Here is a 14,553-nt window from a genome sequence, read left to right on the forward strand (position 1 = left end):
TCAGGCCATCGGGATGATCGCCGCGGCCGGGAGCGTCGGTGCAGGGGAGCCGCCCTCGGGTTCGACGGTGAGGCCGAAGGCCACGCTGCCGGTGACGGAGCCGTCGACGACCGTGGTGAGGTCCCCGGAGGCCAGACCGACGGAGTGGGCGGTCCGGTTCGGGTCGATCATCCAGAGCTGCCAGGTCCGGTCGGCCGGGAGTTCCGGAAGGTCACGGAGTACGACGACCGCGGCGTCGGCGCCGGCCGACGTCACGACCGTGGCCTGACCGCCGCCCTTGACCGGCCCGTGGACGGTGCGGGCATCTGGCTGCGCGAGTACGGCGGCCATCCGGTCGTTGGCCTGGACGGCCTCCTGCTTGCCGCGGTACTGGTCGATCGCGACGCCACCGGTGCCTGCGACCGCCAGCGCGGCGGCGGCGAGCGCGAGGACGGAACGGCGGCTGAACCGGCGGCGGGCGAGTTCGTCCTTGCCGCCGGGGACGAGCGGAGGCTGCTGGCGGATGTGGCCGATCGCGGACATCACGTCGGTCTTGAGGGCCGGCGGTGGTGGCGCGGCGACCTGGGTGGCGAGTTTGACCGCGGCCTCGCGGAGCTCGGCGACCTCGGTGGTGCAGAAGGCGCACACGGTGAGGTGCTGCTCGAACCGGGCGCGTTCGTCGTCGGGCAGTGCATCGAGGACGTAAGGCCCGGTGAGGGTGTGCACGTCGGTCTCGGTCATGACGTTGCCCCCTTGGTGGTTCCGAGGCAGTCGCGGAGCCGGATCAGGCCGTCGCGCATTCTCGCCTTGATGGTCGGCAGTTTCGCATCGAGTCGCTGGGCCACTTCAGGGTAGGTGTACCCCTCGTAGTAGGCCAGCGAGATCGACTCACGTTGCAGGTCGGTCAGGGTGTCGAGGCAACGGCGTACCTGTTCGACCTCGAGCCGGGTGGTGACGGTGTCGGAGACCTGGTCGAAGTCGATCTCGGCGGACCGGGCGCCGACCAGCTCGGTCCGGTCGGACGCGGCCTGTTCGGACCGGACCCGGTCGACGGCCCGGCGGTGCGCGATGGTGAGGATCCACGCGTGCGCCGAGCCGCGGGCGGCGTCGTACCGGGTGGCGGTCCGCCAGACGTCGAGCATGACTTCCTGGGTCACTTCTTCGGACTGCGCCGGGTTGCGCAGGATCCGTCGTACCAGGCCGAACACCCACGGCGTGACACGGTCGTACAGGGTGCTGAACGCAGCCGTGTCACCGCGGGCGGTCCGGACCAGGAGGTCGCCGTCACTGACCTCGCCCGGCCGGGTGTGGAACCCGGCGGGCCAGGGCAGGGGGGTCGGATCGTTCATGATCAGGCAGCCGGCGGCATCAAGACCGAGTCGATCAGGTACACGGTGGCATTGGCGGTCTTCACGCCGCCGCAGATGACCGCGGCGTCGTTGACCTTGAGGCTGTCGCCCGAACCGGTGACGGTGACCTCCTGCTTCTCCACAGTCACATGCTTGCCTACAACGGCCGCCGGGTCGAGCTGTCCGGGGATCACGTGGTAGGTCAGGATCTTGGTCAGCAGGGCGTCGTTCGTCTTGAGCGTGTTCACGGTGGCCGCGGGGATCTTGGCGAACGCCGTGTCGACCGGGGCGAAGACGGTGAACTCACCGCCGTTGAGCGTGGACACCAGGTCGACCTTCGGGTTCAGCTTGCCCGACACCGCCGAGACGAGGGTCGTCAGCAGCGGGTTGCCGGAGGCGGCGGTGGCCAGCGGCGCGGCCGCCATGCCGTCGATCGAACCGGCGCCGGAAGGGTTGGCCTTCGCGTAGTCGGCGCAGCCCGGACCGACCAGCCCGGCGGCGCCGGCCATCGACGGCGTCGCGCTCGGGGTCTGGGCGGCCGGCGTACCGGCGGCTCCGGAGTCGTCGTCGCTGCCGCACGCGGTGGTCGCGAAGGCGAGGGCCAGGGCGGACAGGGCGATGCCGATGTGCTTACGCATGAGGGTTCTCTTTCTCGACGGGGGTTGCTGTCACGAGTACTTCGGAACCGCTCCGCTACCGGATGGGTCGATCTTTCAGTCGACCATGACGACAGTGTTGTGCAGCCCGGCGGAGCCATTGGGACGCGGCGGAGCCGACCGCGCGGTCTGGACGTTGCCGTCGGCATCGGTCGCGCGGACGGTGAGTTTGTGCATGCCTGGAACAGCGGTCCACTGGAACCTCCATTGGCGCCAGGTGTCGATGGTGTCTTCGGCCGCCAGGACGGCGGGTTGCCAGGGACCGTCGTCGACCTGGACCTCGACCTTGGCGATGCCTCGGTGCTGTGTCCAGGCGACGCCGGCCGCGACCGCCGGGCCGGCCTTGATGGTCGCGAACCCCTTGGGGACGTCGATCCGCGACGCCGTCTTGATCGGTGCCTCGACCGCCCAGCCGCGATCGGTCCAGTACGCACTGAAGTCCTGGAACCGGGTCACCTCGACGTCGACGATCCACTTCGTCGCCGACACGTAGCCGTAGAGACCCGGCACCACCATCCGGACCGGGAAACCGTGCTCGAACGGCAGCGGTTCGCCGTTCATCGCGACCGCGAAGATCGCGTCGCGGCCGTCGGTGAGCGCGGTCAGCGGCGTACCGATGGTGAGCCCATCGATGCTGGTCGACTTCACCGCGTCCGCACCGGCGCGGACGCCGGCCTCGGCGAGCACATCGGCGATCGGTACGCCGATCCAGCGGGCGTTGCCGACGTACGGCCCACCGACCTCGTTGGATACGCAGGTCAGGGTGATGTCCCGCTCGATCAACCGCCGGTCCAGCAGGTCCGCGAACGACAGCCGGAGCTCCTTGCCGACCATCCCGTGAACGCGCAACTCCCAGTCGGCCGGGTCGATCCGCGGCACTTCCAGCAACGTGTCTACGCGGTAGAACTTGGGATTCGGCGTGACGAACCGGCTCACTCCAGGTACGTCGACCTGCACGCCGGACGGGAGTGGTCGTGCGGCATCGGTCGGACGTGGCAGGCGGACCTTCGCTCGCACCGCTTCACCGGGTCCGAACGACGCCACCCGGGTGGTAGCGAAAGCGCCGGCGCCTACTACGGCCAGTGCAGAGACGGTGAGCAGGAACCTGCGCCGGTCGAAGCCCTCGGGCTGCTCGGCCGGCTGGGGCTGTCGTGCTGAGCGGGTGACGAGAGCCATCGCGACGACAGCTGTCACCAGCGTGACCGCTGCCGGCAGCAGCCGTTCGGCGACCCCCGTAGCCGCCGAACGGCTGAAGATGGCGAACACCAGCCCGACCAGACCCAGCAGGAAGGCGATGCCGACCGCAACCGGCTGCCTTCGACGTCCGATCACGCCGGCGACCGCTGCCACCAGGGCCAGCACCACACAGATGCCCAGGCGGAGTAGTGGACGGTCCGCCGTACCCAACTCGCGCACGGCGAAGTCCTTCACCGGACCCGGGGCCCAGTCGATCACCTGTACTCCGACCGCATCGACGGGCCACGGTCCACCCGTCACCGCCGCAACGAGGTACCCGATCGCCAAGGCCACCCCGGCCGCGATGACACCGCCCGCGGCGGCCGCGGCGTGATGACTCCACCTGTTGCGCATGACAGTCGTTCGGCGCCGGCGACCGGATAGATGGGTGCTGGACCCCATGGAGGGGGTGAGTCGGCGCAACAAGACTGAAGACACAGATTGAGCCGCTCCGAGCCGGCGCGCCAGGGAGGTCCTCGTGAGCAGTGTCGAAGCGGTCGGCCGGACCGGACAGGACGGTGCGATGCGAGCACGGGATATCGCTGTCAGCTTGCCCACGGTCACTGTGCGGGACCCCGTGCTGAAGGCGGTCCAGATCATGGCGGTCGGTCGGCTGCCGGGTCTGATCGTGGTCGACGACGCCGGCCGGCCGATGGCCGTGCTACCCGGTACGCAGGTCCTGCGGCTGAGCATTCCGGCTGCCTTCCAGGACGACCCGATGCTGGCGCGGACGCTCGACGAGGGATCGGCGGACTCCTTCTGGTCCGAGCTGGGCAGCCTGACCGTCGGCGACTGTCTGCCGCGTCCACCGGCCCGGCCGGCCACGGTCGCGACGGATTCGACCCTGCTGGAGATCGCCGCGCTGATGTCGCGGGTCCGGAGTCCGCTGGTCGCTGTGACCGGCGCCGACGGTGTCCTGACCGGCGCGATCACGTTGGAGCGATTGCTGACGAGTCTGGCCGTGACCGGACTCGGTGACCCGTCGACGGGGTGACGTGTGAGGCCACTCGTCGCGCTGGGGATCTTCGGCTTGGCGTTCTTCTACATCGCGACCGAGAAGGCCAACAAGGTCAAGGTGGTCCTGATCGGTGCCGCCGGCATGCTGCTGCTCGGGCTCGCACCCGGCACCGAGGTGTTCTACTCCGAGCACGAGGGGATCGACTGGAACGTCATCTTCCTGCTGCTCGGCATGATGATCGTGATCGGCATCATCAAGCAGACCGGGGTGTTCGACTACCTGGGCATCTGGGCGGCGAAGCGGTCCCGCGGCGAGCCGTACCGGCTGATGGTGATGCTGATGGCGATCACCGCGATCGCCTCTCCGTTCCTGGACAACGTCACCACCATCATGCTGGTCGCGCCGGTCACCATCGTGGTCTGCGAGCGGCTGCGGATCCCGCCGCAGCCGTATCTCATCGCCGAGGTGCTGGCCTCCAACATCGGTGGCGCCGCGACGCTGATCGGTGATCCGCCGAACATCATCATCGGCAGCCGGGCCGGCCTGACCTTCAACGACTTCCTGGTACACATGGCGCCGATCGTGGTGATCGTGTTCGGGCTGTTCGTCGTCCTGTCGAGGTTCCTGTTCCGTAAGAGCTTCCGGTACAACCCGGAGCAGGTCGCGGCGGTGCTCGCGCTGCAGGAGAAGCGGGCGATCCGGGACCCCTGGCTGCTGGCCCGGTGCCTGGCCGTGCTGGCGGTGATGATCGTCGGGTTCTCGCTGCACTCGGTGCTCCATCTCGAGCCGTCGCTGGTCGCGCTGATCGGGGCCGGGGCGATGATGCTGGTCTCGGGTGCGGACGTGACCGACGTACTGCGCGAGGTCGAATGGGCGACCCTGGTCTTCTTCATGGGGCTGTTCGTGATGGTCGCCGGCCTGGTCCACACCGGCGTGATCGGGGCGATCGGTGACTGGGCGGTGGCGGCGATCGGCGACGAGTTCCTGCTGGCCGCGACCGCGTTGCTGTTCGGCTCCGGCGTACTGGGGGCGTTCTTCGACAACATCCCGTACGTCGCCGCCATGACGCCGGTCGTGGAGGGCGTGGTCGAGCAGGCGCCGGATCCGCAGACCGGGCAGGCCTTGTGGTGGGCGTTCGCGCTCGGCGCGGACTTCGGCGGCAACGGTACGGCGGTTGCCGCGAGCGCCAATGTGGTTGCCCTCGGCATCGCTTCGCGCAGCGGCCACCACATCACGTTCTGGCAGTTCACCCGCTACGGCATCGTGGTGACGGCGCTGAGTATCGCGCTCGCCTGGGTGTACGTCTGGCTCCGCTACTTCGTCTGAGCGGCGGCAGCAGTGACAGCGGCGAGCACACAAGCGGTCAGTTCGATCTCGATCCGGTCGATCCGGAGGTCGACGAGCCGTACGCCGGGGACCTCGATCGCAGCGCGGCTGTGGCCGTCGTCATGGCCGTCGTCATGGCCGTGGTCGTGGCCGGGCAGGTCGGTGAGCGAGATCAGGTCGGTCCGGCTGACCAGGCGGACGAGGGCGCGCTCGGTCTCGTCCGCGGCCACGTCCAGAACGTCGGGACTCGTTTCGGCCGCCCGAGCGGGGTCGACGACGCGCAGCGCCAGTTCGCCCCAGAGCCGGACGTCGACGCCCTCGGCGGAGCGGCCGGTCACGGCCAGTGGCAGCCGGAGCGTCTCTCGCCTGAGTGGGACGCACCGCTCGAGGCACGGAATCCAGACCGTCAGGCCGGACTCGGCGATCCGGACGGCGCGGCCGGAGCGCAGGACGACGATCCAGTGGCCCTTCGGCACCAACCGAACCATGTCAGCTCCCAAAGCTGGTGGTGCGGCGGGACGCCGGCCGGCAATCCCTCGGCTCACCGGCGCGTCCCGCCACCTCTTCAGTCTGTCCGGAGGCTCGCGGCGGCGGTATGAGTGCTACCACCCACTTCCGGCCGGTTGCGTGGACACTGCGCAAGCCGTTGGGGAAGCTGGAAGGGTGAGATCGGAAGCGGGAATGCCTCTGTACTGGCGGGTTTGCCTGATCAACGGGCTGGTGTTCGTCGCCGGGACGGTCGCCTTGGCCTTCGCTCCCGTCACCGTCTCGACCCGGGTGCTGGTCTCCGAGGCGATCGTTCTCGTGCTCGGGCTGGTGGGTATCGTCGCGCTGAACTCGGCGCTGTTGCGGACCAGCCTGGCACCCCTGGACCGGCTGATTCGACTGATGGAGACCGTCGACCTGCAGAAGCCCGGCCGGCGCCTGCCCGAGTCCGGCAGCGGCGCGGTAGGGCAGTTGGTCCGGGGCTTCAACGCCATGCTCGGGCGGCTGGAGACCGAGCGCGGGCGCAGCAACGCGATGGCGCTGGCCGCGCAGGAGGCGGAGCGGCACCGGATCGCCCAGGAGTTGCACGACGAGATCGGCCAGGGGCTGACGGCGATGCTGCTGAGCCTGAAGCAACTGTCGGATCGCGTGCCGCCCGAGGCGCGGGACGACGTACTGGAGATTCAGGAGACGGCCCGGGCGACGCTGGACGAGGTCAGGGGAGTGGCCCGGCGGCTGCGGCCCGGCGTCCTCGAGGATCTCGGGTTGCACAGTGCGCTGGCCGCCCTCGCGACCGAGTTCTCCTCCCGCGGGCTGTTCGTGCAGCGTGTCTTCTCACCCGGCCTGCCGGAGCTCGGTTCGGAGCGGGAGTTGGTCGTCTACCGGGTCGCGCAGGAGGCCCTGACCAACGTGGCCCGGCACTCCCGCGCACGGACTGTCAAGCTCTCCCTGCGGCGGCAAGGTACGGCGGTGGTCCTCGCCGTGGACGACGACGGGCAGGGCCTGCGCGGTGCTGAGGAAGGGACCGGAATCCGCGGGATGCGTGAGCGGGCGCTGCTGATCGGTGCGAAGCTCGCGGTCAGCTCCGGAGAGCTGGGCGGTACGTCGGTCCGCCTCACGGTGCCGCTGGAGCCGGCCCGATGATCCGCATCCTGCTGGCCGACGACCATGCCCTGGTACGCCGCGGGGTCCGGCTGATCCTCGACAGCGAGCCGGACCTGCAGGTCGTCGCCGAAGCGGGTGACGGCGCCGAGGCCGTCGAGGCGTTCCGGACGACGGAAATCGACCTGGCCGTCCTCGATGTCGCGATGCCGCGGATGACCGGGCTGCAGGCCGCGCGGGAGTTGTCCCGCCGCCGCGAACCGCCACGGATGCTGATGCTGTCGATGTACGACAACGAGCAGTACTTCTTCGCGGCGTTGAAGGCCGGTGCCTGCGGCTACGTGCTGAAGTCCGTTGCCGACCGCGACCTGGTCGGCGCCTGTCGCGCTGCCGGCCGGGGCGAGTCGTTCCTCTACCCGGGCGTGATGAGCACGCTGGTACGCGACTATCTCGACCGGGTCCGGCGCGGTGAGCGAGTGCCGGGCCAGGTGCTCACGCCGCGTGAGGACGAGGTGGTCAAGCTCATCGCCGAAGGCCACTCCACGAAGGAGATCGCCGCCGCCCTGACCATCAGCCCGAAGACCGTCGAACGGCATCGTGCCAACATCCTGCAGAAACTCGGGATGCGCGACCGCACCGAGCTGACCCGCTACGCCATCCGGGCCGGTCTGATCGAACCCTGACCCGCCGAGTCCTACACCGGCTGCCCGAGTTAGCGCTCCGGGCGCTTGTCCACGCGGATCAACGTCTGCTGACCTGACGCGACCAGCGACTTCTCCGCACCCCGGACACCGAAGACCTCCAAGCGGCACACGGTCAGGGTGCGTCCCGATCTCAGCACCGTCCCCACTGCTTCGAGGTGATCGCCTTCGGCCGGAGCCAGCAGGTTGATCTTGTACTCGACCGTGAGGACCGAGCTGTCCTCGGGGAACAATGTGTACGCCGCATAGCCACCAGCGCTGTCCGCGATCGCGCTGGTGGCACCCGCGTGGAAGTACCCGTGCTGCTGCGTGACTTCGGGCCGGCTGGGAAGAACGATGTGCACCCGGCCGGGCGCGATCTCCGAGAGCCGGGCGCCCAGATGATGCATCAGCCCCTGGCGCTCGAAACTGTCCCTGACCCGCTCCCGCACCTCAGGTGCCGCCTCCTCCATGTCAGGTGACTGTACTCACCAAGCGCTCACGTACTGGTCGATGGTCTCGCGCATGTACGTCGACGAGTCGCGGGCGCGGTCCTCCCAGGCGAAGACGCAGGACGTCATGATCGTGTCGTCGCGGCCGCCGAAGCCAAGTTTGCCGAGCGTGGTGAAGAAGGTGTCCCAGTCGACCTCGCCCTGGCCGATGTCGAGGTGCTGGTGGATCCGGGCGGTCGAGCCGGGTGGGTTGACGATGTAGCGCAGGCCGGACGAGGCCCGGTGGTCGAAGGAGTCGGCGAGATGCAACTGGGTCAGCAGCGGGCCGGCGTACTGCATGATCTCCACCATGTTGCCGCCCATGTGGAACGTGTGCGGGGCGCAGTACAGGAAGGACACCAGTGGGCTGTTGATACCGCGGATCAGGTCGACGGCGACCAGGCCGTCCTCGACGAAGTCGTCGGGGTGCGGCTCCAGGCGCAACTCCACGCCTTCGCGTTCGAAGACCGGGAGGAGCTCCTCCATCGACTTCCAGAACATCCCCTCGCTCCGGCTCGCCTGCTCCGGCCGGCCGTTGAACTCGGAGTTCATCACCCGGCAGTCGAGGTCGACGGTGAGTTGGATGGCGCGTTTCCAGTACCGGACCGCGGCCTGCCGCTCGTCCTCGTCAGGCCCGGACCAGCGGTAGAGCGGTAGGTGTGAGGCGACCTTCACGCCGGCCGCGTCGAGGGCCTTCTTGAACGCCTGCACCGTTGCGTCGTCCGCGCGTGGGTGCAGGAAGAACGGGGTGAAGTCCTCGCGGGGTGACAGCTCGATGTACTCGTAGCCCAGGTCGGCGACGAGACCGGGGAGCTCGAGGAGCGGCGTTGTACGGAACATGTAGGGGTCGAGGGCAACCTTCATTCGAGTACCCCGGCCTTCTCCGCGGCGGTGATCAAGTTGTCGGCGGCGAACTTCAGGCCCTCGATCTGGCCGAACGACGCGTCCTCGTGCTCGATGTTCACCGGCAGTTGTGGGTTCACCGTGTGGAGCGCGGTCAGGAACCGGGCCCAGAAGTCGACGTCGTGGCCGCGACCGACGGCGACGAACGACCAGCCCGGGACAGCGGGCCAACGGGTGACGGTGTAGCGGCCGCCGAGGCCGATGGGTTCCTCCTCGGCCAGGATCCATTCGAACCGGTCGTCCAGGACGCCGTTGATCGCGGCGGTCTCGTGGATGAGCGTGTCCTTCGCGGCGGCGAAGAACACCAGTTCGCCCAGCTCCTCGATGGCCCGGACCGGATCGATGTGCTGCCAGAACAGATGGCTCGGGTCCAGCTCCGCGCCGATGTGGGTCGCGTTGGTCCGCTCGACGAGTCGCTTCAACGTGGCCGGGTTGAAGACGAGGTTGTGCGGGTGCATCTCGATCGCTACGCGTACGTCGTACTCCGCCGCGAGTGCCTCGATCCCGGTCCAGAACGGTACGGCCACCTCGTCCCACTGGTAGTCGAGCGTCTCCCTGTAGACGCTGTCCCAGGGGATGACGGTCCACGACGGCCGGGTGCCGCCGGGTTCGGCGGCGGGGAGCCCGGACATCGTGATGACGGTCTTGATGCCGAGCAGGCCGGCCAGCTTGATGGTGCGTCTGAGGTCGTCGCCATGGGTGATCTCGGGGTCGGGGTGGAGCGGGTTGCCGTTGCAGTTCAGGGCGGTGAGTTCGATGCCGTACTTCGCGAACACGGCCAGGTACTCCTCGCGTGCCGTCGCGCTCTCCAGGAGTTGCTCGACCGGCAGGTGCGGCGTACCGATGAAACCACCGGCGTTCACCTCGACGCTGGTCAGGCCGAGGTCGCGCAGGATCTCCAGCGCCTCGTCGAGGGACTTGTCGTGCAGGCAGGCGGTGTAGGCGCCGAGCTTCATGAAGGGTCCTTTCAGATCAGGGAGACGGCCTGGCCGTGGTTGAGCGCGGACTGGGTGACGGCGGCGAGGATCTCGAGGTTGTGCAGACCGTCGGCCAGCGACGGCACCGGCGGTAGCTTGCCGATCCCCGCGACCTGGTCCAGGAACGCGCGGGCCTGCCAGGCGAACAGCTCGTTCTGGCCGTGGCCGACCGAGGGGAAGTCCATCGGGATGCCCTTGTCGATACCAGGGTGCTGCGGACCGATGAGCACGGACCGGAAGCCGTTGGTCTTCCCGTCCGGCCCGTGGTCGGCGAAGGCGAACTCACCCGGCCGGTTCAGGTCGAAGGCCGCCGCGCCGTCGGCGGCGAAGATCTCGAACCCGAGCCCGTTCGGCAGGCCGTGCGAGATCCGGCTGATGGAGAAGGTGCCGACCGCACCACTGGCGAAGGTGGCCGTGAACGTCGCGATGTCCTCGTTCTCCACCGGCTCCACCGTGTCGCCGACCGCGCCTGCCGCGTGCCCGACGGTTGCGCCCAGCGGCACCGGACGCTCAGTGGTGAACGTCTGGAAGACCGCGCCACTGACGCTGGCGATCGGACCGCACAGGTACTCGCCGAGGTCGACCATGTGGCTGCCGATATCGGCCAGAGCACCCGAACCGGGACCGCCCTTGTAGCGCCAGCTCATCGGGTTGCCCGGGTTCTGGGCGTAGTCGCACCAGTAGTGGCCGTTGAAGTGTCGCACCGGCCCGATCGCCGCGAGCTGTTCGCGGATTGCGTTGATTCCCGGCGTACGACGGAACGAGAAGCCGACCGCCGACACGGTGTCCGCTGCCTCGGCCGCGGCGACCATGGCCTTGGCGTCGTCGACCGAGGGGGCGAGTGGCTTCTCGCACAGCACATGTTTGCCAGCGGCAAGCAACGCCTCGACCACCGGCCGGTGCAACTCGTTGGCAATGGCAACGGAAACCACGTCGATGTCCGGCGATTCCACGATCGCCTGCCAGGAGGTCTCCGCCCGCTGGTAGCCGAAGCGTTTGGCTCCGTCGACGGCGAACGGTTCATGCGCGTCGGCGATCGCGACCAGTCGAATGTCGGGCAGGTCGAGGTCGTAGAGCTGGGAGGCGGCACGATAGCCGGCCGCGTGCGCACGGCCGACCATGCCCGCACCGATCACCGCCACGCCGAGGGAGTTCTGAGTCACAGCTGTCCTGCCTTCGCTTCGGTGGTCGTGAATGCTTCGATCTCGGCCTCGAGTTCGGCCATCGCCTCACCACCGGCCATCAGGTCGGTGATCTCCTCCCGGGTCCGTTCGCCCTTGCGGAAGTCCGCGGCCAGCGAGCCCCGGATCAGGACGGCGAAGTGGTCGCCGACCGTCATCGCATGCGTGACGTGGTGCGTGACCAGCACGACCGCGATGCCCTTCTGGCGCGCCTGCATGATGATCCGCAGGACGTGGGCGGCCTCCTTCACCCCGAGCGCCGCGGTGGGCTCGTCGAGGATGAGCAGCTTGGCGCCGAAGTACACGGCCCGCGCGATCGCCAGCGCCTGCCGCTCACCACCGGACAGTCCGCCGACCAGACGGTCTCCGTCGGTCACCCGGGTGATGCCGAGACTCTGCATCTCGCGGACGGCGACTCCACCGGCGTACTTCCGGTCGAAGCGGCGGAACGGTCCACGCCACTTGGTCGGCTCCGAGCCGACGAAGAACGAGCGCCCGATCGACATCAGCGGGAACGTGCCGCCGAACTGGTGGACGGTCGCGATGCCGTGCGCACTTGCGTCCCGCGGGCTCCGGAACACGACCGTCTCGCCGTTGGCCTGGATCACCCCGGAGCTGGGCTGGTGCACACCGGACAGGATCTTGATCAGCGTCGACTTGCCGGCGCCGTTGTCACCGAGCAGACAGAGCACCTCACCCGGATGCACGCGCAGCGAGATATCCGTCAGGACGTCGGTCGCGCCGAACGACTTGCAGACGTCGCTCAGTTCGAGCAGTGGTGCCGTCATGGTCAGCCCTTCCTCTTCGTGCGAGGCGCATGGGACAGAGCCATCCGCCGGAACGTGTTGTTCATCAGGACGGCGGCCAGGATCAGCACACCGAGGATCAGCGCGGCCCAGTCGGAGTTCCAGCCGGTGTAGTAGATGCCCTGGCTGACGATCGCGAAGGTGAGCGTGCCGAGCACGATGCCGAGGACCGAGCCGTAGCCACCGGTCAGCAGCACACCGCCGATGACGACCGCGATGATCGAGTTGAAGACGAACGACTGGCCGTTCGCCACCTGGGCGCTGTTGTAGAGCATGGTCTGGATGATCCCGACCGTCGCGGCTCCGAGCCCGGAGGCCATGAAGAGCGAGATCTTCACGCCCTGGACCGGGATGCCGGTGGCGCGGGCGCTCTCCTTGTCGCCGCCGACGGCGAAGACCCAGTTGCCGTACGGGCTGACGTGCAGCAGCCAGCCGACCACGATGACCGCGGCGATCCACCAGAAGATCGCGACCTCGAACTTGCCGCCGACCAGCGTGCCCAGCAGTTGCTTGGCCGGTGCGCCGGGGTCGATGGCGACGCTCGTCGTACCGGTGATGACCCGGGACAGGCCGAGGGTGAGGCCGGAGAGTCCGGACAAGGTGGCGAGGGTGACGATGAAGGACGGGACGTTCGTCCGGGTCACCAGCAGGCCGTTCAGGAAGCCGACGGCCAGGCCGAGCGCGAGCGCGGCCACGATGCCGACGATCACCGGCGCTCCCCAGTAGCCGGAGATGATCGCGACCGTCATCGAACTCGACGCCAGGACCGAGCCGACGGACAGATCCAGCTCACCCGCGACCATCAGCAGGCCGACCGGGATCGCGATGATGCCGAGTTCGGCGGCGACGTTGAGCCAGCTCGCGGCACCGCCGGCGGAGAGGAACTGCCCGCCGCCGAAGATCGCGAAGAACACGAAGACGCTGATCGTGCCGATCAGTGCGCCGGTCTCCGGCCGGCGGGCCAGGTCGCCGACCGACGCCCCGGATCGGGCGCCGTACCCGGCCTGCGATTTCGCCGGCGAGGGTTCGGCCAATTGGACTGTCATGGGGATTACCACCTTCGAATGGGTACGTCGTGGCGAGTGGTGGCCGGAGTGGTACGGCCGGAGTGATTGGGGGGCGACGGGGCCGGTGGCAGAGTGGCCCCGTCGCCGTTCAGGGGGCCGGCGGACGCCGGCCAGGTCAGCGGACGCCGGCCTTCGCGCCGGCGATCGCCGAGTCGACGTTGTCCGCGCTGATGATGGCCGGGCCGGTGAGCAGCGGGCGCTGCGGTAGCTCGAGGCCGTACTTGAGGTAGCCGTTGGCCATCGAGACCGCCAGATAGCCCTGCATGTACGGCTGCTGGTCGATCGAGAACAGTTGCTTGCCGGTCTTGATCCGGCTGAGCTGCGACTCGTCCATGTCGAACGTGCCGAGCTTGACCTTGTCGCCGAGACCGGCCTGCTGGATTCCGCTGGCGGCGCTGTCGGCGTCCTGGGTGCTGATGGTCACGACGCCGTCGATGGTGTCGTCCTTCAGCAGGGCCGCCTTGATGCCCTGCGCGACCGCGGTCGGGTTGCCGAAGTTGGACGACGGCATCGGCAGTTGCTTCGAGGTACCGCCGCCGGCCTTGACCCCGTCCGCGACACCGCGGCAGCGCGACTCGGTGTTCGCCGCGCCCGGCAGCGTGTTGACGCAGAGCACGTTCGTGGCGCCCTGCTTGCCCAGGAACTCGCCGCCCGCCTTGCCCGCGGTGTATTCGTCGCTGCCGATGTAGTTGAGGGCGCCGAGCCGCTCCGCCGCCTCGATACCGCCCGCGTTGTAAAGAATCAGCGGGACGCCTTTGGTGACGACGCGCTTGAAGGCGGCGTCCTCGGCCTCGGGCACCCAGTCCGGCCCGATCACCGCGGTCGCGCCCTGGCTGAGTGCGGAGTCGATCAGCTTGGCCGCGTCCGGGCCGAGGTTGTCGTAGTTCTGCGGTCCGAGGAAGGTCACCGAGCCGCCCTGGGCCTGGACCACCTTGGCCGCGTCGTCGACGCCGCGCTTCACCTTCGACCAGAACGGGTCGTCCGACTTGCCGCCGATGACGAAGATCGCGGTCTTCCCGGTGGCCGCGGCCGCATCGACCGCGGTGCCGGCGTCGGCATCGGCGGCATTCGACGTGCTGCCGGAGGGTTTGCCGCTGTTGCAGGCGCTGGTGAGGAGCAAGGCCGCCACCGCGACCGCGCCGAGAGCCGTGCGGGCCCATCTGGTGCGCATGTGTGATCCCTTCCTGGAGTCCGGCCGCGGCCCTTCGGCAACGCGGCCGGATCTGTTGCTGGGGTGTGGCGCCAGTCACCAGGGAACCGACACATTTCGGCGCTGTCAATACTTTGTAACAACATTTTAGAGCGCTCTAGAAGTTCCGTCGTTGTAATCTTCTATAGCGCTCTAGAGCCATTGACC

16 protein-coding genes are annotated in these 14,553 nt (G+C 68.6%); 4 read left to right on the plus strand and 12 right to left on the minus strand.

Features of this window, described 5'->3' with window-relative positions; genetic code table 11:
- The 4 genes from ACGFIF_RS16560 to ACGFIF_RS16575 all read right to left on the minus strand — a co-directional run bounded on the left by ACGFIF_RS16560 (position 1) and on the right by ACGFIF_RS16575 (position 3,574).
- Positions 1 to 720, minus strand: coding sequence for an anti-sigma factor domain-containing protein (locus ACGFIF_RS16560; RefSeq protein ID WP_393155260.1), 720 nt, complete (start codon positions 718 to 720; stop codon positions 1 to 3).
- The gene (sigK, locus tag ACGFIF_RS16565; protein WP_393155262.1) at positions 717 to 1,328 is read right to left on the minus strand and encodes an ECF RNA polymerase sigma factor SigK; all 612 of its coding nucleotides are present in this window, start codon (positions 1,326 to 1,328) and stop codon (positions 717 to 719) included. Before sigK ends, ACGFIF_RS16560 begins: the two co-directional genes overlap by 4 nt.
- Before the next feature lie 2 nt (positions 1,329 to 1,330).
- Entirely contained in the window at positions 1,331 to 1,966 is a 636-nt protein-coding gene (locus ACGFIF_RS16570; RefSeq protein ID WP_393155264.1) for a fasciclin domain-containing protein, read from the minus strand.
- A 75-nt stretch (positions 1,967 to 2,041) separates the two neighbouring features.
- Positions 2,042 to 3,574, minus strand: a complete 1,533-nt coding sequence (locus ACGFIF_RS16575; RefSeq protein WP_393155266.1) for a molybdopterin-dependent oxidoreductase — start codon at positions 3,572 to 3,574, stop codon at positions 2,042 to 2,044.
- A gap of 124 nt (positions 3,575 to 3,698) precedes the next feature.
- Here ACGFIF_RS16575 and ACGFIF_RS16580 point away from each other — a divergent pair, with 124 nt between their 5' ends.
- Positions 3,699 to 4,214, plus strand: a complete 516-nt coding sequence (locus tag ACGFIF_RS16580) for a CBS domain-containing protein (RefSeq protein WP_393155268.1) — start codon at positions 3,699 to 3,701, stop codon at positions 4,212 to 4,214.
- A 3-nt stretch (positions 4,215 to 4,217) separates the two neighbouring features.
- Complete coding sequence (locus ACGFIF_RS16585) at positions 4,218 to 5,504, plus strand: SLC13 family permease (protein ID WP_393155269.1); 1,287 nt, start codon at positions 4,218 to 4,220, stop codon at positions 5,502 to 5,504.
- Here the strand turns inward: ACGFIF_RS16585 and ACGFIF_RS16590 are convergent.
- Entirely contained in the window at positions 5,492 to 5,992 is a 501-nt protein-coding gene (locus tag ACGFIF_RS16590) for an SPFH domain-containing protein (protein ID WP_393155271.1), read from the minus strand. The two genes, ACGFIF_RS16585 and ACGFIF_RS16590, sit on opposite strands and share 13 nt — an antisense overlap.
- A 193-nt stretch (positions 5,993 to 6,185) precedes the next feature.
- Here ACGFIF_RS16590 and ACGFIF_RS16595 point away from each other — a divergent pair, with 193 nt between their 5' ends.
- Both ACGFIF_RS16595 and ACGFIF_RS16600 read left to right on the plus strand, forming a co-directional pair.
- Positions 6,186 to 7,133, plus strand: a complete 948-nt coding sequence (locus ACGFIF_RS16595; protein WP_393155272.1) for a histidine kinase — start codon at positions 6,186 to 6,188, stop codon at positions 7,131 to 7,133.
- On the plus strand, positions 7,130 to 7,774 hold the full coding sequence (locus ACGFIF_RS16600) for a response regulator (RefSeq protein ID WP_393155274.1): 645 nt from the start codon (positions 7,130 to 7,132) through the stop codon (positions 7,772 to 7,774). Before ACGFIF_RS16595 ends, ACGFIF_RS16600 begins: the two co-directional genes overlap by 4 nt.
- A gap of 29 nt (positions 7,775 to 7,803) precedes the next feature.
- Here the strand turns inward: ACGFIF_RS16600 and ACGFIF_RS16605 are convergent, their stop codons facing one another.
- The 7 genes from ACGFIF_RS16605 to ACGFIF_RS16635 all read right to left on the minus strand — a co-directional run bounded on the left by ACGFIF_RS16605 (position 7,804) and on the right by ACGFIF_RS16635 (position 14,367).
- Positions 7,804 to 8,244: a PaaI family thioesterase gene (locus ACGFIF_RS16605; RefSeq protein WP_393155276.1), complete on the minus strand. Its 441-nt coding sequence runs from the start codon at positions 8,242 to 8,244 to the stop codon at positions 7,804 to 7,806.
- A gap of 15 nt (positions 8,245 to 8,259) precedes the next feature.
- Entirely contained in the window at positions 8,260 to 9,126 is an 867-nt protein-coding gene (locus tag ACGFIF_RS16610; RefSeq protein WP_393155278.1) for a sugar phosphate isomerase/epimerase family protein, read from the minus strand.
- Complete coding sequence (locus ACGFIF_RS16615; RefSeq protein ID WP_393155279.1) at positions 9,123 to 10,121, minus strand: sugar phosphate isomerase/epimerase family protein; 999 nt, start codon at positions 10,119 to 10,121, stop codon at positions 9,123 to 9,125. The genes ACGFIF_RS16610 and ACGFIF_RS16615 overlap by 4 nt, the downstream gene beginning before the upstream one ends.
- An 11-nt stretch (positions 10,122 to 10,132) precedes the next feature.
- Positions 10,133 to 11,305, minus strand: a complete 1,173-nt coding sequence (locus ACGFIF_RS16620; RefSeq protein WP_393155281.1) for a Gfo/Idh/MocA family protein — start codon at positions 11,303 to 11,305, stop codon at positions 10,133 to 10,135.
- Positions 11,302 to 12,111: an ATP-binding cassette domain-containing protein gene (locus tag ACGFIF_RS16625; RefSeq protein WP_393155283.1), complete on the minus strand. Its 810-nt coding sequence runs from the start codon at positions 12,109 to 12,111 to the stop codon at positions 11,302 to 11,304. The genes ACGFIF_RS16620 and ACGFIF_RS16625 overlap by 4 nt, the downstream gene beginning before the upstream one ends.
- Positions 12,112 to 12,113: 2 nt before the next feature.
- Positions 12,114 to 13,175 (minus strand): ABC transporter permease, encoded by a 1,062-nt coding sequence (locus tag ACGFIF_RS16630; RefSeq protein ID WP_393155285.1) that lies wholly within the window; start codon positions 13,173 to 13,175, stop codon positions 12,114 to 12,116.
- 136 nt (positions 13,176 to 13,311) lie between these two features.
- Positions 13,312 to 14,367, minus strand: a complete 1,056-nt coding sequence (locus ACGFIF_RS16635; RefSeq protein WP_393155287.1) for a sugar ABC transporter substrate-binding protein — start codon at positions 14,365 to 14,367, stop codon at positions 13,312 to 13,314.
- Between the last annotated feature and the right edge of the window lie 186 nt (positions 14,368 to 14,553).

This window comes from Kribbella sp. NPDC049174 (genome assembly GCF_043197365.1).
Classification (GTDB): domain Bacteria; phylum Actinomycetota; class Actinomycetes; order Propionibacteriales; family Kribbellaceae; genus Kribbella.